General features: G+C 67.5%; 18 protein-coding genes. 9 read left to right on the plus strand and 9 right to left on the minus strand.

All coding sequences use genetic code 11. From position 1 onward, the window contains the following. Positions 1 to 15: 15 nt before the first annotated feature. Together serC and CCR98_RS13195 are read right to left on the minus strand one after the other, a co-directional pair. Positions 16 to 1,101, minus strand: coding sequence for a 3-phosphoserine/phosphohydroxythreonine transaminase (serC, locus tag CCR98_RS13190; protein ID WP_087922982.1), 1,086 nt, complete (start codon positions 1,099 to 1,101; stop codon positions 16 to 18). Positions 1,102 to 1,354: 253 nt separating this feature from the next. Beyond that, positions 1,355 to 2,161 carry an FHA domain-containing protein gene (locus CCR98_RS13195; protein WP_087922983.1) on the minus strand — a complete coding sequence of 269 codons (807 nt, stop codon included), beginning with the start codon at positions 2,159 to 2,161 and terminating at the stop codon, positions 1,355 to 1,357. Positions 2,162 to 2,286: 125 nt separating this feature from the next. Between CCR98_RS13195 and CCR98_RS13200 the strand changes: the two genes are divergently transcribed. From CCR98_RS13200 to CCR98_RS13210, 3 genes are all read left to right on the plus strand, one after another. Next, a complete protein-coding gene (locus CCR98_RS13200) occupies positions 2,287 to 2,562 on the plus strand; it encodes a polyhydroxyalkanoic acid system family protein (protein ID WP_087922984.1) in 276 nt (91 codons plus the stop codon). A gap of 80 nt (positions 2,563 to 2,642) precedes the next feature. Further along, the gene (locus CCR98_RS13205) at positions 2,643 to 3,134 is read left to right on the plus strand and encodes a phasin family protein (protein WP_014037692.1); all 492 of its coding nucleotides are present in this window, start codon (positions 2,643 to 2,645) and stop codon (positions 3,132 to 3,134) included. A 236-nt stretch (positions 3,135 to 3,370) separates the two neighbouring features. Further along, positions 3,371 to 4,375 (plus strand): restriction endonuclease, encoded by a 1,005-nt coding sequence (locus CCR98_RS13210; protein ID WP_087922985.1) that lies wholly within the window; start codon positions 3,371 to 3,373, stop codon positions 4,373 to 4,375. Positions 4,376 to 4,495: 120 nt separating this feature from the next. Here CCR98_RS13210 and CCR98_RS13215 read toward each other — a convergent pair whose 3' ends face one another. The 4 genes from CCR98_RS13215 to CCR98_RS13230 form a co-directional block, all read right to left on the minus strand. Beyond that, entirely contained in the window at positions 4,496 to 4,888 is a 393-nt protein-coding gene (locus tag CCR98_RS13215; RefSeq protein ID WP_087922986.1) for a type II toxin-antitoxin system HicB family antitoxin, read from the minus strand. An 8-nt stretch (positions 4,889 to 4,896) separates the two neighbouring features. Continuing rightward, the gene (locus tag CCR98_RS13220; RefSeq protein WP_087924194.1) at positions 4,897 to 5,079 is read right to left on the minus strand and encodes a type II toxin-antitoxin system HicA family toxin; all 183 of its coding nucleotides are present in this window, start codon (positions 5,077 to 5,079) and stop codon (positions 4,897 to 4,899) included. A 93-nt stretch (positions 5,080 to 5,172) separates the two neighbouring features. Continuing rightward, complete coding sequence (gene hutC / locus CCR98_RS13225; RefSeq protein WP_087922987.1) at positions 5,173 to 5,901, minus strand: histidine utilization repressor; 729 nt, start codon at positions 5,899 to 5,901, stop codon at positions 5,173 to 5,175. A 28-nt stretch (positions 5,902 to 5,929) separates the two neighbouring features. Next, positions 5,930 to 7,300 carry a formimidoylglutamate deiminase gene (locus tag CCR98_RS13230; protein WP_087922988.1) on the minus strand — a complete coding sequence of 457 codons (1,371 nt, stop codon included), beginning with the start codon at positions 7,298 to 7,300 and terminating at the stop codon, positions 5,930 to 5,932. Positions 7,301 to 7,367: 67 nt separating this feature from the next. On the opposite strand from CCR98_RS13230, the gene hutI reads away from it, so the two are divergent. From hutI to CCR98_RS13260, 6 genes are all read left to right on the plus strand, one after another. Beyond that, positions 7,368 to 8,591: an imidazolonepropionase gene (gene hutI / locus CCR98_RS13235; protein WP_087924195.1), complete on the plus strand. Its 1,224-nt coding sequence runs from the start codon at positions 7,368 to 7,370 to the stop codon at positions 8,589 to 8,591. Then, positions 8,588 to 10,129, plus strand: a complete 1,542-nt coding sequence (gene hutH / locus CCR98_RS13240; protein ID WP_087922989.1) for a histidine ammonia-lyase — start codon at positions 8,588 to 8,590, stop codon at positions 10,127 to 10,129. The genes hutI and hutH overlap by 4 nt, the downstream gene beginning before the upstream one ends. After that, on the plus strand, positions 10,126 to 10,980 hold the full coding sequence (hutG, locus tag CCR98_RS13245; RefSeq protein WP_087922990.1) for an N-formylglutamate deformylase: 855 nt from the start codon (positions 10,126 to 10,128) through the stop codon (positions 10,978 to 10,980). Before hutH ends, hutG begins: the two co-directional genes overlap by 4 nt. Beyond that, the gene (hutU, locus tag CCR98_RS13250; protein WP_087922991.1) at positions 10,977 to 12,644 is read left to right on the plus strand and encodes a urocanate hydratase; all 1,668 of its coding nucleotides are present in this window, start codon (positions 10,977 to 10,979) and stop codon (positions 12,642 to 12,644) included. Before hutG ends, hutU begins: the two co-directional genes overlap by 4 nt. 188 nt (positions 12,645 to 12,832) lie before the next feature. After that, positions 12,833 to 14,269, plus strand: coding sequence for a serine hydrolase domain-containing protein (locus CCR98_RS13255; RefSeq protein ID WP_087922992.1), 1,437 nt, complete (start codon positions 12,833 to 12,835; stop codon positions 14,267 to 14,269). 190 nt (positions 14,270 to 14,459) lie between these two features. Beyond that, the gene (locus CCR98_RS13260) at positions 14,460 to 16,571 is read left to right on the plus strand and encodes a TonB-dependent receptor (RefSeq protein WP_087922993.1); all 2,112 of its coding nucleotides are present in this window, start codon (positions 14,460 to 14,462) and stop codon (positions 16,569 to 16,571) included. 46 nt (positions 16,572 to 16,617) lie between these two features. Here the strand turns inward: CCR98_RS13260 and CCR98_RS13265 are convergent, their stop codons facing one another. The 3 genes from CCR98_RS13265 to CCR98_RS13275 form a co-directional block, all read right to left on the minus strand. After that, a complete protein-coding gene (locus tag CCR98_RS13265) occupies positions 16,618 to 17,136 on the minus strand; it encodes a hypothetical protein (RefSeq protein WP_087922994.1) in 519 nt (172 codons plus the stop codon). A 194-nt stretch (positions 17,137 to 17,330) separates the two neighbouring features. Further along, a complete protein-coding gene (locus CCR98_RS13270; protein ID WP_232463030.1) occupies positions 17,331 to 18,143 on the minus strand; it encodes a hypothetical protein in 813 nt (270 codons plus the stop codon). Positions 18,144 to 18,263: 120 nt separating this feature from the next. Next, complete coding sequence (locus CCR98_RS13275) at positions 18,264 to 18,647, minus strand: nuclear transport factor 2 family protein (RefSeq protein ID WP_087922995.1); 384 nt, start codon at positions 18,645 to 18,647, stop codon at positions 18,264 to 18,266. Positions 18,648 to 18,693 lie beyond the last annotated feature (46 nt).

Consider the following 18,693-nt stretch of genomic DNA (forward strand, 5'->3'; position numbering starts at 1 on the left):
CGCGCCATTCATTGCTCAACCGTGTCGCTGCTGGAAATCGGCCATGAAGGCGACCAGCGCCTCGGCCCCGGCCAGCGGCATGGCGTTGTACAGCGAGGCACGGATGCCCCCGACCACCTTGTGCCCCTTCAGCGCCAGCAGGCCAGCAGCCTTGGCGTCGGCGACGAAACGGGCATCAAGCTCGGCATCGGGCAGGAAGAACGGGATGTTCATCCGCGAGCGTGCCGCGTGTGCGACCTCGTTGCGGTAGAAGCCGCCGGAACCATCGATGGCGCCGTATACCAGCGCGGCCTTGGCGGCATTGCGCTTGGCGAACTCGGCCACGCCACCTTCGGCCAGCATCCACTTGAACACCAGGCCGGCCAGGTACCAGTTCCAGGTCGGCGGGGTGTTGAGCATCGAATCACGGGCGACGTGCGAGCGGTAATCGAAGATGTCCGCGCGCGGCTGGCCGCTGCGCTCGAGCAGGTCGCGGCGGATGATCATCACCGCGATGCCGACCGGGCCCAGGTTCTTCTGCGCCCCGGCATAGATCACGCCGTAGCGGCGCACGTCCAGCGGCTCGCTGGCAATGGACGAGCTGAAGTCGGCCACCAGCGGCACATTGCCGGTATCGGGCACATCACGGAACTCGACACCGTGGATGGTCTCGTTGGCGGTGATGTGCACATAGGCGGCATCGGGCGAGAGCTGCCAGCCGGCACGCGGTGGCAGCGTGCGGTAGCCATCGGCCTCGCTGCTGGCGGCAATGTTGACGTCCACGTAGACACCGGCCTGCTTGACCGCGGTCTTGCCCCAGTGGCCACTGACCACGTAGTCGGCATGCTGGCCGGGGGCGGCGAAGTTCAGCGGTATCAGCGCCTGCTGGGTGGTGGCACCACCGGACAGGAACAGCACCGCGTAGTCTTCGGGGATATCGAGCAGGCGACGCAGGTCGGCCTCGGCCTCGGCGGCCACGGACATGAATTCCGCGCCGCGATGGCTCATTTCCACGATCGAGGCACCGGTACCGTGCCAGTCCAGCATTTCCGCCTGCGCCTGGCGCAGGACCGATTCCGGCAAGGTTGCAGGGCCGGCACTGAAGTTGAACGCGCGCGTCATGTCACACCTGTGGGGCAAGACCCCTAGTATGCCGCAGTGCACCAGCCTTGCGGCCTAGTGCGGCAAGGGAAATTTGGTTTCATTGGAATCCATTGACCGCCAGCATGGTGCCGGTAGTCGCCGACCTTGGTCGGCGTACGCCGTCAGGCGCCAGGTCCGCCGAAGAAGCGTGCCGACCAAGGTCGGCACCCACCAGGAACGGGGAAATGAACGCCGTCCAGGTAGCGCGCGGGCCATGCCCGGCCGGTTCAGGTCAGCGCGCGCCGAACCACAGCAGCAGGCTGAGCAGTGCGGCCAGCAGCAGTGCGCTGACCAGCAACCACGGCCAGCGCCGGACCCGGCGCGGCGCGGCCGGCAGGACCGGCGCCTGCTCGGCCTCCTGGCTGGCGTCGTCCTCGGCGGGCAGCGGCCGCCGGCGCGGATCATGCGGCACTTCCAGCACGAACCGGTGCTGGCCATCGAACACCACCTGGTCGCCGGCCTGCAGCCAGCAGTGGCGCACGGCCACACCGTTGACCCGGGTACCGTCGGCACTGCCCAGGTCGCGCAGCAGCACGCGCTCGCCGTGCACTTCCACGCGGGCGTGCTGTTCGGCGAAGGCCGGGTCATCGATGGCGATGTCGGCCTCGTTGCCGCGGCCGATCAGGCGGGCCCGCGACAGGGTGAAGCTACGGCCATGGTGCAGGCCGCCGACACCGCGCAGCAGTCGTTGCTGCTCGTCGCTGCCATCCTCGTTCTTCGGCGCAGGCGCCTGCAGCAGGCTCTCGACTTCGCCCTGCAGCACCATTTCCACGCCATCCACGTACACCGCGTCGCCCGCGCGCAGCAGGGCCATCCGGCGCACGGGGCGGCCGTTGACGTGGATGCCGCGGATGCCATTGCCGACCTGCAGCCAGAGGCCGCGATCATCCATGCAGAACTGGGCCAGCAACAGGGCGCCGTTGCCGGCATCGCCGAGCCGCACACTGCCGTTGGCCTGGCGCACGATGCGCTGCACCCCGGGCCGCAGAGGCTGGTCGGGCTGTTGTTGTTGACTGAAGTGAACAAGCAGGTTCTGCACGCGGCGCAGCCTAGCAGGTTGGCCGCCAACGAAGAAGAACCTGCGATGAGTGCTTGGCGCGGCGGCCCGCGATGCGCACAATGCTCGCCCTCTTTGATCATCCCCGCCCTGCGCCAGGAGCCTGCATGTCCACCATCGATGTCCGCCACGCCCACGCCCTGCCCGACGCACAGGCGCGCGCCGCGATCGAACAGGTCGCTGCCAAGCTGTCCGAGCGCTTCGGCCTGAAGTCGTCCTGGACCGCCGACGTCCTGAACTTCTCAGGCAGCGGCGTGGACGGTGTGATCGAACTGCAGCCGGGCGCCGTGCGCGTGACCGCCAAGCTGGGGTTCCTGCTATCGGCGATGAAGGGCATGGTCGAAGGCGAGATCCAGCGCGTGCTGAAGGAAAAGCTGGGCTGAACCCCGGCGGCGACCATCACGACCGTGCAACGCCAACGCGCGCTACTCTCGGGGCAGGCCCAACTCCCACGGGAAGTGCGATGAACCACTACGAGAACGACGACCGCCGCAACGACGACGCCTCTTTCGGTGACCAGGCCGAGCGCTTCTCGCGCAAGCTCAGCGATTCGGCGCAGCAGGTCTGGCTGGCCGGGCTGGGTGCGCTGGGCCGTGCGCAGGCCGAGGGCAGCCGCTTCTTCGATGGCCTGGTGAAGGAAGGCGAAGCCTGGGAGGCCCGCCGCCGTGAACGCAACGGAGAACAGGGCCCGGGCTGGCGTGACAACGTCGAAACCTCGCTGGACGAGGCCCGCGAGAAAGCCTCCGGCACCTGGAACAAGGTCGAGAAGGCCTTTGATGACCAGGTGCAGGGCGTGCTCAAGCGCCTGCATGTCCCCACCGCTGACGAAGTGACCGCGCTGGAAGCCCGCATCGATGCCCTGCATGCGCGCCTGGCCAAGCTGGAAACCCGCGCCGCGTCCGGTACCGACGCCCCTGCACCGGGCAGCCATCAATCGCCGGACAGCGTGCCCTGAGCGCAATTGTTGCAATGCAATAAAAATTGATTGACAATCGCGAGCAACCCGCCAATCGCTTCGGCTGCCGTTTGTTCCCTCCCCTCACGGCTTCAGGATTGGCGGGTTTTTCGTGCCCGCCGTGCGCCGATCTGCGCGCTCCATCACGCTTCCTGTCAGGAACATCCTGACCCAGCCGGGCACCGCGACCTTTACACTGTCGTTCTCCGCTTTCGCCCCTTCCGCCCTACTCCTGCATGCTCCCCTGGATCCTGGCCCTGCTGTCGGCCCTGCTTACCTGTTCCCTGGCCGTTGTCTATCTGTGGTGGATCAAGCGGCGGCAGAAGGAGATGCAACTCGGCCTGCAGGCTCTGGCCGGCATGCACTGGCGCGAGTTCTCGGTACTGGTCAAGCGCATGCTGCGCGAACAGCGTGGCCTGCGTGAGCTGATCGATCCGACCGAAGATGCCCGCGAGCCGAGCAGCGACTTCCTGCTCAGCGATGGCCCCAATCAGTGGATGGTGTCGTGCAAGCATGGGCTGGCCTATCGCATCGGCACCGCCGCAGTGAACGAGCTGGGTGCGGCCGCGCGCCTGGCCGGCGCCAAGGGCGGCGTGCTGCTGACCGAAGGCCGGATCGAGCGCGACGGCCGTGGCGCCGCCGAGAAGCAGGCCGTTGAAGTGCTGGACGGCCCGCGCCTGTGGCCGTTGCTGCAGCCCTACCTGCCCGGCGATATCGAAGCGCGCGTGCGTGCCAGCGCCCGGCATGAGGCGCTGCGCCGCATCGCCATCGCCGCACTGGGTTCGGTCACGCTGGGGCTGCTGGTCGGCCTGGGCCTGCAGGGCCTGCATGTGGAAGAGGCCGCGCCGGTTGCTGCGGCGCCGGTGGTGGCAACGCCTTCGGCCGCGCCTGCCGCCGAACCGGCCCCGATCGAAGCCGTCCCTGCCGCCGCCCCCGCTCCCGCGACTGCCGCCGCCCCGGCCACCGACGCGCGCAGCAACCCCAACCCGGATGCCGCCACGCTGGAGCGTTTCCAGGCCGATCTGGCCCGCGCACTGGCCGGCAAGCCCGGCATCGCCAGCGGCGTCTGGCTGACCCGCCAGACCCTGGCCATCAACCGCACCGGCGAACTGGAAGCGGTGTGGCCGCGGGTCTGCGAGGAAGTGCTGCACTACCCCGCGCTGCGCAACGTGCGTATCCAGCTCAACGCCCGCCCCGGCGTGGATGAGCCCGTACGCTGGCGGCAGTGCGCTACGTATTGATTGGGGTGTCCGTAGATCAACGCCATGCGTGGATGCCCTTGTAGAGTCGAGCAATGCTCGACTTTTCGCGCAACGCGCAAAAAGCAGCCGAGCATGCGCTCGGCTCTACACTGCGCTGGATCAGCCCAACGCAGCGAGATGGGCGATGTAGCTGGAGCGGGATTCACCGGCCGCCCTGGCCTGCGCATCCAGCCTCGCCAGGATGCGACGCGGCAGGCTGATGTTGACCCGCTCGATGGTGTCGTCCAGTAGGGCCGGATCAATGCAGATGTAGGCAAGAATCCATTTCGTATCGCCAGAGGCCTCGGCGACGATCTTCTGTGGCGCGGAAGGACTGGGAATCGAGCGTCCCTCATCCAGGGCCGCATCGATCCAGGCAAGCGCAGCCTCTTCGGCAGCGCCGAGCGCATCGTCAAGCGAGTCGGCAGCCGAGAAGCACCCCGGCAGATCGGGAACGACGACGCCCCACGCGGTGCGTTCATCGCCTGCCTCGATCAAGACTGGATAGCGCATGGAACCTCCTACGTCAGCCCTGCGAGCTTCCGCAATGCCTGCACCAGCCCCTTGCCCAGATCCTTTTTGGGGTGAGGCACGGTGATGATGTGAGGCCGCTGCGGGTGCACGAATACATGATGGGATCCGCGAATCCTGCAACAGGTCCAACCTGCCGCCTCCAGATCCCGGATGAGGTCCCTGCTCTTCATGCAGGGACGATACACATCGTACACACGCGCCGACAGAGTTCAAGGCGACAGCCGTTTCGGCCGCGTAGATCCACGCCATGCGTGGAGACGCCCCTACCTTGCCCCCGGCGCGAAGCGCGCGACCAGGTCCCAGGCGTCGCCGAGGAACACCTGGCGCACGCGGGTAATGGGCTGCTCACCGCGCCAGGTCAGGCGCTCGATCACCAGGCAGGCGGTGCCGGGCTTCACGTCCAGCAGTTTGGCGGTGGCGATGTCCGCGCCCCAGGCACTGATGCGGTGCTGGGCACGGGTCCAGGACACGTTCTGCAGCAGCCAGCTGCCCGGCGCGGTGGTACTGAAATCGACCTCCAGCACCTCGGGCACGCCCACCGGGCTGATCAGACGATGCTCCAGCGCCAGCGGACGGCCGTCGGCCAGGTGCAGGCAGCGCATCGCCAGCAGGTTTTCCTGCCCGGCCAGCTCGACTTCACCGGCATTGCCGGCATCGGCCAGGCGCAGCTCGCGCTGCAGCAGGTGGTAGCCGTACTGGTGACCACGCGACCCCACTTCCATCGCGATATCCGGAATCTCCAGCGCCACCTGCTCCAGGTGCGGCGGCTGCCGCGCCACGAACGAACCGGCGCGGCGGCGCCGCTCGATCATGCCGCTCTCGGCCAGTGCGGTCAGCACCTTGTTCACGGTCATCCGCGAACAGCCGTACTGCTCCATCAACTCGTGCTCGTACGGAATACGGAAGCCCGGCGCCCACTCTCCGCTGAGGATGCGGCTTTCCAGATCGCTGCGGATACGCTGGTTGAGCGTGGCGGACTTGCTGGCCTTCACGTAATGGGGTCTCGGTGGCGGGAGGCGATCAGCCCAGCACGCCGCGCAGGGCGGCAGCGAAGGCGCTGGTGATCGCCTCGCGCTGCAGGTGGCGGCCGTCGGCCACGCACTGGCGGCCATGGCGCCAGACCGATCGCAGCGCGCCATTACGTGCGGCGAACACCCAGCTGTCAAGCCATGCGTCATCCTGTCGCGCCTGCAACGCCGGGTGCGAAGCATCCAGTTCAACCAGGTCGGCACTGGCGCCGACCTGCAGGCCGGCGGCCACGCCCAGGGCCTGTGCACCGCCCTGCAGTGCGCCCTCGAACAGAAAGCGGCCGGTGCTGCGGGTGGCATCCGGGGCCAGCACATTGCGCCCGCGCAGGGTCAGCCGCTGACCGTACTCAAGCAGGCGCAGTTCTTCAGCCGCGTCGATCAGCACATTTGAATCGGAACCGACACCGAAGCGCCCGCCCTCGCGCGCGAACGCCTGCATCGGGAACAGGCCATCGCCCAGGTTGGCCTCGGTGATCGGGCACAGGCCGGCCACGGCCTGGCTGGCCACAATGGCCGCACGCTCGTCATCGGTGATGTGGGTGGCATGCACCAGGCACCAGCGCGCATCCACCGGCGCATGGTTGTACAGCCACTGCACTGGACGCTGGCCACTCCAGGCCAGGCAGGCCTCCACTTCGCGCACCTGTTCGGCGATGTGGATGTGCACCGGGCCGTCGGTCAGCGGCATCAGGGCGCTCAGTTCCTCTCCGGTGACCGCACGCAGGCTGTGCGGTGCAATGCCGAGCACCGCATCGGGCAGCGTGGCCAATGACGGCTTGGCGGCGTCCAGCAGCTGCGCGAAGCCGTCCACGTCATGGATCAGCCGCCGCTGCGCGGGGTTCGGTGCCGCCCCGCCGAAATCGGCGTGCGCATAGAACACCGGCAGCAAGGTCAGGCCGATGCCGGTCTGGTCGGCCGCCGCCGCAACCCGCGCACTCATCTCGGCGCGGTTGGCATACGGCCGACCGTCGGCGTCGTGGTGCAGGTAGTGGAACTCGCCGACGCGGGTGAAGCCGCTTTCCAGCATTTCCATGTAGGCCTGGGCGGCAATGGCCTGCACCGCGTCCGGGCGCAGGTGGGCCAGGAAGCGGTACATCAGCTCGCGCCAGCTCCAGAAGCTGTCACCGTCGCCGCCGCCGATCTCGGTCAGCCCGGCCATGCCGCGCTGGAAGGCATGGCTGTGCAGGTTGGGCAGGCCCGGCACCAGGATGCCAACGCGGGTGTCGCCGGCCTGCGCGCCCTGCCCCGTGCTGATCGCCGTGATGCGACCGTCCTGCACCTGCAGGCGGACGTCGCGGGCCCAACCCTCGGCCAGCAGGGCGTGGGCGGCATGGAAACGGTGCGGGGAACGCGAATCGGACATGGCTGGACAACCCGAAATGGACGCCTATATTGTATAGACATATAAGCACAGCCGCGTTGTGGATGCCATGCACGTCGATACCCTCTGGTCCAACGTCCACCTGATCACCCTCGATGGCGAGGGGCTGGGTGTCATCCGCGATGGCGTACTGGCCTGCGCTGACGGCCGCATCGTCCATGTCGGCCCAGCCGGCAGCGATGCCCACCTGCAGCCGACCACCCGCATCGACGGCGAAGGCCGCTGGATTTCGCCCGGCCTGATCGACTGCCATACCCACCTGGTCTACGCCGGCAACCGCGCCAACGAATTCGAGCAGCGCCTGCAGGGCATCAGTTATGCCGAGATCGCCCGTGCCGGCGGCGGCATCGTCTCCACTGTGCGCGCCACCCGCGCCGCCACACCGGAACAGCTGGCCCGTGAAAGCCGGCCGCGCCTGCTGGCGATGCGCGCCGAGGGCGTGACCACCCTCGAGATCAAATCCGGCTACGGCCTGACCCTGCCGGACGAGCGCAAGCAGCTGCAGGTGGCGCGTGCGCTGGGCGAGGAATGCCGCGTCAACGTGGTGACCACCTTCCTCGGCGCACACGCGATTCCGCCGGGCCGTGAAGCACAGGAATACACCGACGAGGTGTGCAACGTGATGATTCCGGCCATCGCCGCCGAAGGCCTGGCCGAAGCGGTGGATGTGTTCTGCGAGAACATCGCCTTCTCGCCGGCGCAGGCGCGGCAGGTTTTCGAAGCGGCACGCGCCAACGGGCTGGCGGTGAAGATCCACGCCGAGCAGCTGAGCAACCAGCATGGCGCCGAACTGGCGGCCAGCTTCGGTGCACTGTCTGCCGACCATATCGAACACCTGGACGATGCCGGCATCGCCGCGATGGCCGCCGCTGGCACCGTCGCCGTGCTGCTGCCCGGCGCCTTCTATTTCACCCGCGATACCACCCTGCCACCGATCACCGCGCTGCGTGCGGCCGGCGTGCCGCTGGCGCTGGCCACCGACAGCAACCCAGGCACCTCGCCGCTGACCAGTCCGCTGCTGGCGATGAACATGGGCGCCACCCTGTTCCGCCTGACCGTGGACGAGTGCATCGCCGGCTTCACCCGTGAAGCGGCGCGCGCGCTGGGCCATGGCAACCGCATCGGCCGCCTGGCCGTGGGCCTGGACTGCGACCTGGCGATCTGGGACATCGACGCCCCCGCCGACCTGGTCTATCGCATTGGATTCAACCCGCTGCACGCGCGCGTGGTGCGCGGACAGCCCGACCTGCCTGCCTCCTGGAGCAACACATGAGCAACACCCTGGTTCTTCGCCCCGGCCATGTCACTCTCGCCCAGTGGCGGCAGGTCTATCGCGGTGCGCCGCTTGCACTGGACCCGGCCGCGCTGCCGGTGGTGCGCGCCAGCGCGGCGGCCGTCGCCGCCATCGTCGCCAAGGGCGCGCCGGTCTATGGCATCAACACCGGCTTCGGCAAGCTGGCCAGCGTGCGCATCGAGCGCGAGGACCTGGCCACCCTGCAGCGGAACATCGTGCTCTCGCATGCTGCCGGAGTGGGCGAGCCGATGCCGGCCAGCGTAGTGCGCCTGATGATGGCGCTGAAGCTGGTCAGCCTGGCGCAGGGTGCTTCGGGCATCCGCGAGGAAACCCTGCTGCTGCTGGAAGCGATGCTGGTCAAGGGCGTGCTGCCGGTGGTGCCCGCACAGGGCTCGGTGGGTGCCTCGGGTGACCTTGCGCCGCTCTCGCATCTGGCCAGCGTGATGCTGGGCGTGGGTGAAGCATTCATCGGTGACAAGCGCCTGCCGGCAACCGATGCACTGGCACGCGCGGGGTTGCAGCCGATCGAACTGGGCGCGAAGGAAGGCCTGGCGCTGCTCAACGGCACCCAGTTCTCCACCGCCTATGCGCTGGCCGGCCTGTTCGAGATCGAGACTGTGTTCCAGGCCGCGCTGGTCACCGGTGCGCTGTCGGTGGAAGCGGCCAAGGGTTCCGACACGCCGTTCGACCCGCGCATCCATGCCATCCGCGGCCAGCGCGGGCAGATCGCCACTGCGGCCACGCTGCGCACGCTGATGCAGGGCTCGGACATCCGCGAATCGCACCGCGACAACGACGTGCGCGTGCAGGACCCGTACTGCCTGCGCTGCCAGCCGCAGGTGATGGGCGCAGCGCTGGACATCCTGCGCCAGGCCGCGACCACGCTGGAAATCGAAGCCAACGGCGTGTCCGACAATCCGCTGGTGTTCACCGATACCGGCGAAGCGCTGTCCGGTGGCAACTTCCACGCCGAGCCGGTCGCCTTCGCCGCCGACATGCTGGCGATGGCGGTGTGCGAGATCGGCTCGATCAGCGAGCGCCGCCTGGCGATGCTGGTGGACCCGGCGCTGTCCGGCCTGCCGGCGTTCCTGACCCCGCGCCCGGGCCTGAATTCCGGCTTCATGATCCCGCAGGTGACCGCCGCCGCGCTGGTGTCGGAAAACAAGCAGCGCGCCTACCCGGCCAGCGTTGATTCGATTCCGACCTCGGCCAACCAGGAAGACCACGTGTCGATGGCCGCGCACGGCGCGCGCCGCCTGATGCAGATGGCCGAGAACGCGGCCAACGTGATCGGCATCGAACTGCTGGCCGCCGTGCAGGGCTGCGACTTCCACGCCCCGCTGCGCTCCAGCACCGCGCTGGAATCCGTGCGCGCCACCCTGCGTGCGCAGGTGCCGACGCTGGAAGAGGATCGCTATTTCCATCCGGACATGGTGGCCGCCACGAACCTGGTGCGCAGCGGCGCGCTGGCGCAGGGCCTGGCCGATCTGTTGCCGACTGTGGAACCACAGGCATGAAGGCCCATCCCGAATGGCTGACGGTGCACGAAGGCGATGCCCCGTTGATCGTCAGCTTCCCGCATACCGGCAGCGAGCTGCCGCACGACCTGATCGGCGACTACCACTCGCCATGGCTGGCCCGTCGCGACGCCGACTGGTGGGTACACGAACTGTACGATTTCGTGCGCGGCATGGGCGCGACCACGGTGCGCTCGGCGATCTCCCGCTCGGTGATCGACCTCAACCGCGATCCAAGCGGCGTGTCGCTGTACCCCGGCCAGAACACCACCGGCCTGTGCCCGCTGACCACCTTCGACAACCAGCCGCTGTACCACGCCGGCCGCGAACCGGATGACGCGGAGATCGCCCGTCGCCGCGACACGTATTTCCTGCCCTATCACGATGCGCTGGCCGCACAGATCACGCGCCTGCGTGCGAAGTTCGGCACTGTCGTGGTGTATGACGCGCACTCGATCCGCTCACACATTCCGCACCTGTTCGACGGCGAGCTGCCGCAGTTCAATCTCGGTACCGCCGGCCCCTCCGGCGCGCCGGACACGTCCTGCGACAACGCGCTGAGCGACGTGGTGGAGAACCTGCTGAAGATCAGTGGCATGAGCCAGGTGCGCAACGGCCGCTTCAAGGGCGGCTGGATCACCCGCCACTACAGCAACGTCGCCGGCGGCGTGCACAGCCTGCAGATGGAGCTGGCCTGCCGCGGCTACATGCACGAACCCCTGCCGGACCAGGTGGACGAACACAGCTGGCCCACCCCGCTCCACCCCGACCACGCCGCACCGCTGCGCCACACCCTGGCGCAGGTGCTCAACGCCTGCCTTGAATTCGCTACGAACCGGAGCGCCGCATGACCCGCAACGACCCGTCCCGCACCATTGCCGCGCCCACCGGCACCACGCTCAACGCCAAGAGCTGGCTGACCGAAGCGCCGCTGCGCATGCTGATGAACAACCTGCACCCGGACGTGGCCGAACGCCCGCAGGAACTGGTGGTGTACGGCGGCATCGGCCGCGCCGCGCGCGACTGGGAAAGCTTCGATGCCATCGTCGAGACGCTCAAGCGCCTGGACGACGACCAGACCCTGCTGGTGCAGTCGGGCAAGCCGGTGGGCGTGTTCCGCACCCACGCCGATGCACCGCGCGTGCTGATCGCCAATTCCAACCTGGTGCCGCGCTGGGCCAACTGGGACCACTTCAACGAGCTGGATAGGAAGGGCCTGGCCATGTACGGCCAGATGACCGCCGGCAGCTGGATCTACATCGGTGCGCAGGGCATCGTGCAGGGCACCTACGAGACCTTCGTCGAGATGGGACGCCAGCACTTCGGTGGTGACCTGACCGGGAAGTGGCTGTTCACCGGCGGCCTGGGCGGCATGGGCGGCGCGCAGCCGCTGGCCGCCGTGATGGCCGGCGCCTCGTGCCTGGCCGTCGAGTGCCGGAAGAGCAGCATCGACATGCGCCTGCGCACCGGCTACCTCGACACCTGGACCGACAACCTGGACGAAGCGCTGCGCCTGATCGATGAGTCGTGCAAGGCGGGCACGCCGAAGTCGGTGGGCCTGCTCGGCAACGTTGCCGATGTGCTGGCCGAACTGCTCAAGCGCGGCGTGAAGCCGGACCTGCTGACCGATCAGACCTCCGCGCACGATCCGGTGAACGGCTACCTGCCGCAGGGCTGGACGGTCGAACAGTGGGATGAGAAGCGCGTGAGTGCACCGAAGGAAGTGGAAAAGGCTGCGCGCGCGTCGATGGCCAACCACATCCGCGCCATGCTCGGCTTCCACGCACTGGGGGTGCCGACCGTGGACTACGGCAACAACCTGCGGCAGATGGCGCTGGAGGAAGGCGTGGAGAACGCGTTCGATTTCCCAGGTTTCGTGCCGGCCTACATCCGCCCGCTGTTCTGCCGCGGCATCGGCCCGTTCCGCTGGGCCGCACTGAGCGGCGACCCGGAAGACATCGCCAAGACCGATGCCAAGGTGAAGGAACTGATTCCGGACAACCCGCACCTGCACCGCTGGCTGGATATGGCTGCCGAGAAGATCAAGTTCCAGGGCCTGCCGGCACGCATCTGCTGGGTGGGCCTGGGTGACCGTGACCGACTCGGTCTGGCGTTCAACGAAATGGTGGCCAACGGTGAACTGAAGGCACCGGTGGTGATTGGTCGTGACCACCTGGACAGCGGCAGCGTGGCCTCGCCAAACCGCGAAACCGAAGCGATGGCCGACGGCTCCGATGCGGTGTCCGACTGGCCGCTGCTGAACGCCCTGCTCAACACCGCCAGCGGCGCGACGTGGGTGTCGCTGCACCACGGCGGTGGCGTCGGCATGGGCTTCTCGCAGCACGCCGGCATGGTGATCGTCTGCGACGGCACCGAGGCCGCGGCGAAGCGGATTGGCCGCGTGCTGTGGAACGACCCGGCCACCGGCGTGATGCGCCATGCCGATGCAGGCTACGAGATTGCGATTGATTGCGCGAAGGAAAAGGGGCTGGATCTGCCGGGCATCCTGGGCTGATCGCAGGGGTGCCGGCCCGCGGCCGGCACTACCGCAAGGCACCTGTAGAGCCGAGCCATGCTCGGCTCAATGCTTCCAGGTGCACGACGCCTGCCCCAAACGCAGCCGAGCATAGGCTCGGCTCTACATGCTTGACCCCAACTCCTGCCGTGACCAACATGCGCCATCACCGCTGATGGGACACCGCGATGTACCGCACCCTTGCTGCTGCATTGATCTGCGCCCTGGCCATCGCCCTGCCCGCCTCGGCGCGTGACGTCCCTACCGGCCTCTCTCCCCGGCTCGACGCCCAACTGCAGAGCAACCGCGAGCGCTACGGCATTGCTGGCCAGGCGGTACTGGTCGCACACAACGGCCAGGTGCTCTACCAGGGCGCCAGCGGCGAGCGCGACCCGGCCACGCATGCACCGGCCACCGTCGATACCATCTTCGCCGCGCAATCGATGGCCAAGCTGCTGACCAGCACACTGGTGATGCAGCTGGTGGACCAGGGTAAGGTGGATCTGGACGCGCCGGCCAGCCGCTATGTTCCGGACCTTCCGGCTGCTTGGCAGGGAATCCACGTACGCGATTTCATCAACCACAGCTCGGGTATCGGCGAGTACTACGACCGGGTGGACAACCGCTGGGTGAGCAAGGGCTACATCGGTGTGGCACCCGACCTTGCAGCTGCGCTGAAGGTGGCTGCGGCGGCGCCGATGCAGTTCGCCACCGGCAGCCGCGTGCAGTACACGCAGGCCAACTACCTGGTGCTGACCGCCTTGCTGGAGGCGCATTACCGCAAGCCCTACCCGGCCATTGCGCGCGAACGCATCCTGCAACCGCTGAAGATGACCAGTACCTCATGGGGCGTCACCAGCGTGCCAGCCACGCGCGCGGCGGTGCCTTACATCGGCAAGGACGGCCAACTGCAGCCGGCCAATGAAGATCCCTGGCCGGACTACGGCTGGGGCCATGCCGATCTGCAGACCACCGTGGGTGACATGAACCGCTTCCTGCAGGCGCTGGCGACCGGCAAGCTGCTGCGCACGGCGACCCTGGAAAAACTCTGGCAGCCGCAGAAACTGGCCGGCGGCGGCAGCAATTTCTTCTCCACGGGCTGGGACACCACCCGCAGCGACGGCTACACCCAGGTCGGCCACGATGGTGGCACCCGCGTGCGTGCGCGACTGGCCTACAAGGGCACGCTGGCCAACGGTTACTGGGTGTTCGTGTACCTGACCAACGGCAGCGCCCGCAATGCCTGGTCGAGCACGCTGGTCGAGAGCACGATGGCGGTGGCCGCACCCGAGGAGTTTCCGCATGCGGTGTTGTCCGAGCAACTGATCGCGTATGCGCTGGATGACAGTGCTGGCGCGACCGAAGCAGTGCATCGCTGGCTGGGCGACAGCAACCAGGTTGCTGCCAGTGAACTGGAACGCGCGATCAATGCCGATGGGTATGCCATCCGCGAAAGCCTCGGTGCACGCAAGGCACTGAAAGTATTCGCGCTCAACACCGAGCTGTATCCGGATTCGGCCAATGCCTGGGACAGCCTGGCCGAGTGCCATGCGGCGCTTGGTGAGAAGGAAACGGCTGATCGGCTGTATGCAAAGGCCAAGGCGCTGGCGAAGCCTGCTCCGTAGATTCGAGCCATGCTCGACTCCGGCACAGAAAAACAGTCGAGCATGGCTCGACTCTATAGAAAGCGAAAAGCAGTCGAGCATGGGCTCGACTCTACATGGATGCCACGTCACCCATACGCGGGCGGTGGGTGACGCGGGGCCGCCGACCTGTTAACTTGCGCGCCAATTTCGTGGTTTACAGCATTTCCGCATGTCGCTCTCGTCGTACCGCCCCACCCCGTCGCTGTTGTTCCTGGCCGTTTCCCTCGGCCTTTCCTCCACCGCCGCTGCGGCCCCGCAGGCCACCACGCTGGATGCCGTGCAGGTCACCGCTGCTGCCGATGCCGGCGCGCAGGCGCGCGCGGCGCTGAAGCGCGTACCCGGCGCCAGCAACGTCATCGACGTGGCCAAGGCCGACAGCCGCCTGTCCAGCAACGCCGATGTGCTGGCCTACCAGCCGGGCATCAACGCGCAGTCGCCGGGCAATGAGGGCACCAAGATCTCGATCCGGGGCTCGGGCATCAACCGGGGCCCGGGCGCGCATGCCTCAGGCATTGCGGTGTCGATCGACGGCCTGCCACTGACCGGCCCGGGTGGCACGCCTTACGAACTGCTGGAACCGCTGTGGCTGTCGCGCGTGGAAGTGCTGCGCGGCGCCAACGGCTTCGAGCGCGGCGCGCTGGCGCTGGGCGGTGCCATCGACTACGTCAGCCGCAGCGGTCGTGATTCGGCGGGCGTGCAACTGCACTACGAAGCCGGCAGCCGTGGCTACCAGAAGCGCGGCATCAGCTGGGGCGGCGTCAGCGGCGATGTCGATTACTTCCTGGCCTACACCGATACTGAGTTCGATGGGTATCAGCGCCATGCTCGCGGCGATGGCAAGGGCGCGATGGCCAACGTCGGCTGGCAGATCACGCCAGACCTGCAGACGCGCTTCTTCGTGCGCTACCGCGAGACCAATCACGAAACGCCCGGTCGCTTGACCCGCGATCAGATCCGCAACGATCCACACGCCGCGAATGCCGCCAACCTGGCCATCGATGCGCGCCGCCCGCAGCCGGGCAGCACGTGGGTGGGCAACGTCACCACGCTGCAGATCGATGAGAATTCCTCGCTACAGGCCGGGCTGGTCTACCACACGTACCCGATGGACTTGAACGAGAGCCTGTACCGGCAGCAGCTGGACTACGCCAACCTCAACGCCACGCTGGACTACCGCCATCGCCACCGGCTGTTCGGCCTGGACAGCGAGACCACGGTCGGCCTGCGCGTCACCCATGACCTGGACGCCGATGTGCGCGAGTCGCTGCGCTTTGCCAGCAATGGCTATGCTGCCGGCACGCGCACGCGTGACTTCCGCCACCACGGCACCGACAGCACGCTGCACGTCAGCAATACCCTCGCCTTCAATGACCGCCTGCGCATGCAGACCGGGCTGGCACTGATCAACACCCGTCGCGATGTGCAGGTGACCTGGCCAAGCAGCGGCGGCCGCCTTCGCGACCACGACTGGGACTACGCGCCGCGACTGGGCTTCACCTGGCAGCACAGCGCCCAGACCCAGTGGTTCGGCAACCTCAGCCGCTCGGTGGAGGCGCCGCATCCCTGGTCGATGATCTGGGGCTCGAACCAGTACTTCGGGCCAGGCAATGGCCCGTCTACCGGCCGCCAGCGCGCGCCAGTGCCGATGCAGAACCAGACCGCCACCACGCTGGAACTGGGCGCGCGCGGTGACGCCGCGCTGGGCCGCTGGGAACTGACCGGCTACTACGCTCACGTGAACCACGAACTGCTGAGCGTCGAACTGCAACCGGTGCCGAACCTGTTCATCGCCGAGAACAACGCCAGCCCCACCGTTCACCGCGGCATCGAGGTCGGATTGGACAGCACGCTGTGGCAGGCTGCACCGGGCCGCCTGTCGCTGCGCCAAGCGTATACCTTCAGCGATTTCCGCTATCGCCACGACGCGCGTTTCGGCAGCAACCGCCTGCCCGGCCTGCCGCGCCACGCCTACCAGGCCGAGCTGCGCTTCGATCATGCATCCGGCCTGTACGCTGCGCTGAATACCGAATACGCCTCGCGCATCGCCGTGGACTACGCCAACAGCTACTGGGCCGACAGCCATGTGATCTTCGGCAGCCGCATCGGCTACGACGCACCCGGCGGTCGCTGGCAGGCCTGGGCGGAGATGCGCAACCTCGGCAACCGCCACTATGCCGCCACGGTTACGCCGGGCTACGACGATGCCGGCAGGGATGTCGCCCGCTCGACGCCGGGCGAAGGTCGTGGCGTCTACGCAGGTGTGCGCTGGCGCTTTGATTGATGGCCGCAGGCGGCGCCGGGTGTGATCCGGCGCCGCCGTTCCAGGGTCAGCCGATTCGCCAGGCCGGCAGGCGCTCGCTGCGCTTCCAGATGGAAGGCGCGAAGCCGATCAGCACCAGTGCCGCCAGCCACTTCGGCGAGGTAGTGAGCAGTGTGGAGGTGAGCGAGCCATCGACGGGTGCGGCCATTTCCTGCCAGGGGTTGTAACCCAGGTAGAGGATGCTGCCGGCCCACCACAGCAACGCTGCGCCGATCCCCACCAGCAGCAGGGCCAGCGTGCGGCAGGTCCAGCGCTGCGAGGTGGTGCCCCATTCCCGCGACGCGGCGATCAGCAGGCCGACCACCAGTAATGACACCAGTGCCACCAGGCCGATATCGACCTTGGGTCCAATGCGCTCATAGGTACAGGCGCGGCATTGCGCCTCTTCCGCGGCGGTGGCGGCTTCGGCGCCATCGGCCTGCCCGGCAGCGGGCTGCGCCAGTGCTGCAAACGGCAACAGCACCGCCAGCAGCGTCACCATGATCCAACGAAACAACGTCCTGTTCCTGCGTGCGGCGACATCCATGCGCTCTTCCTCGTCAACGGTTGTGTGTTTGGACGGGCGTTCGGATAACCAGCGCCCCTGTTTCCTACCCGGTACGACAAGCTTCGAATAGGCGAAACCGCCAGGACACCAATTCCGGGCGACCGCGATCATAGCCCACTGTCCACTGCTGCTGAAAACGGTCCGGGCTGGCCATTTCAAGGACGCCCCCCCAACTACAGCGCCTGGATGACCTGCAGCAGATGGCTCGCACCGGGCACGAGTTCCTGCGCGAGCCAGCCCAGCAGCGCGAAGAACAGCAGCAACCCGAGCAGCGGCCAGACCGTATGCGACACGCATACCCGCCACCATCCTTGCTGCTGCATGCCCTGCATGCGCCGGTACAGGCCTCCGGCGATCGCCGCGTCCACCAGCAGCTCGGCCATCAGCACTGGCGCCGACCACACCACCCACACGCTGGCCAGCAGGACGGCCGCCACCAGCGCGACAAGGCCGAGGATCGCCAGCAACGGCAAGCCCGCTTCATCTTCGGTCAGCCCGGTCAACGGCAGCGCTCCGGCATCGCCGCCACCGGCCGGCGCCGACTCGTTCCACGATGCCGATGCACCGCCACCGCCGGAACGCCCACCGGCGCCGCTCCACGGGGATTCCACGGCACTGCCCGGTGGCGACGTGCCACCACCGCCTGCATCCGGCGACAACCCATCCAGCACGTTGTCCCAACGCCAGCGGATCCAGATCCACATCAGCAGCAGGAACACGCCATAGGCCAGCAGCACGGCCATCGGATAGCGAAGCAGCATCGCGTCGATGCCGGCCAGGCGCAGCAGATGCGAGGCAAGGAAACCGGCCGCACCGGTCAGGCCGACGATCAGCGCCATCTGCAGGCGCGGCCAGCCGCGCTGCTGCAGGTGCTGCCGCGCGCGCACGACTTCGCTGCCGCGGTTGACCGGCAGCTTCAATGGACTGCGTGAAAAGAAACGGGTGCGTTTCACCGGCGCCACCGGGTGCCACGGATCGTGCAGCATGGAAGCTCGAGAACCTGATGCTGCATGCGGACATCCTTGCCGGGCACGCGTAGGCGGTGGTGCACGGATTCTACCGCAGGCAGGTCCGCTGTCCAGACGGCCGACCTGTGCGGCCGCTCCTCAGCTGCGGTCGATGATCCGCACGATGCGACCGCCCTCAAATGCGAACTCACTGCGTCCCTGCAGTGCCAGTTCCGTGCCCGCACTGGGGCCATCGGGAATGTCCTGCGCGAGCACGCCACGCCAGCCGATGCTGGCCAGCGCCACGTCGTCCTTGAAGGTCAGCTGCAGCAACTGCTGCTCACGCTCGCGGAACATCTGCGCCGATTGCCGTGCCAGTTCGCCGAAGGCATCGATGCCTTCGGTGACCATCGTCAGCTGACCATCACTGTGATTCTCGAAGCGCACGTTGTGCGCCAGCACCGCCAGCATGGCGTCGATATCGAAGTGGTTGTAGGCATGCAGGTAGTGCTCGATCAACTGACGGCGATGTGGTTCGTCCATGGCGGCATCCAATCAGGGCCTGCGCCGAGTCTCCCGCGACCGTGCA

The organism is Stenotrophomonas sp. WZN-1 (assembly GCF_002192255.1).
Taxonomy (GTDB): Bacteria; Pseudomonadota; Gammaproteobacteria; order Xanthomonadales; family Xanthomonadaceae; genus Stenotrophomonas.

What these genes read in the sequence shown, in the direction of transcription:
- hutU (WP_087922991.1), top strand. Translation starts at nt 10,977, where the DNA reads ATGACCCGCAACGACCCGTCCCGCACCATTGCCGCGCCCACCGGCACC.
- CCR98_RS13255 (WP_087922992.1), top strand. Translation starts at nt 12,833, where the DNA reads ATGTACCGCACCCTTGCTGCTGCATTGATCTGCGCCCTGGCCATCGCC.
- hutI (WP_087924195.1), top strand. Translation starts at nt 7,368, where the DNA reads ATGCACGTCGATACCCTCTGGTCCAACGTCCACCTGATCACCCTCGAT.
- CCR98_RS13270 (WP_232463030.1), bottom strand. Translation starts at nt 18,143, where the DNA reads ATGCTGCACGATCCGTGGCACCCGGTGGCGCCGGTGAAACGCACCCGT.
- serC (WP_087922982.1), bottom strand. Translation starts at nt 1,101, where the DNA reads ATGACGCGCGCGTTCAACTTCAGTGCCGGCCCTGCAACCTTGCCGGAA.
- CCR98_RS13260 (WP_087922993.1), top strand. Translation starts at nt 14,460, where the DNA reads ATGTCGCTCTCGTCGTACCGCCCCACCCCGTCGCTGTTGTTCCTGGCC.
- CCR98_RS13200 (WP_087922984.1), top strand. Translation starts at nt 2,287, where the DNA reads ATGTCCACCATCGATGTCCGCCACGCCCACGCCCTGCCCGACGCACAG.
- CCR98_RS13215 (WP_087922986.1), bottom strand. Translation starts at nt 4,888, where the DNA reads ATGCGCTATCCAGTCTTGATCGAGGCAGGCGATGAACGCACCGCGTGG.
- hutH (WP_087922989.1), top strand. Translation starts at nt 8,588, where the DNA reads ATGAGCAACACCCTGGTTCTTCGCCCCGGCCATGTCACTCTCGCCCAG.
- hutG (WP_087922990.1), top strand. Translation starts at nt 10,126, where the DNA reads ATGAAGGCCCATCCCGAATGGCTGACGGTGCACGAAGGCGATGCCCCG.
- CCR98_RS13230 (WP_087922988.1), bottom strand. Translation starts at nt 7,300, where the DNA reads ATGTCCGATTCGCGTTCCCCGCACCGTTTCCATGCCGCCCACGCCCTG.
- CCR98_RS13275 (WP_087922995.1), bottom strand. Translation starts at nt 18,647, where the DNA reads ATGGACGAACCACATCGCCGTCAGTTGATCGAGCACTACCTGCATGCC.
- CCR98_RS13220 (WP_087924194.1), bottom strand. Translation starts at nt 5,079, where the DNA reads ATGAAGAGCAGGGACCTCATCCGGGATCTGGAGGCGGCAGGTTGGACC.
- CCR98_RS13265 (WP_087922994.1), bottom strand. Translation starts at nt 17,136, where the DNA reads ATGGATGTCGCCGCACGCAGGAACAGGACGTTGTTTCGTTGGATCATG.
- CCR98_RS13205 (WP_014037692.1), top strand. Translation starts at nt 2,643, where the DNA reads ATGAACCACTACGAGAACGACGACCGCCGCAACGACGACGCCTCTTTC.
- CCR98_RS13210 (WP_087922985.1), top strand. Translation starts at nt 3,371, where the DNA reads ATGCTCCCCTGGATCCTGGCCCTGCTGTCGGCCCTGCTTACCTGTTCC.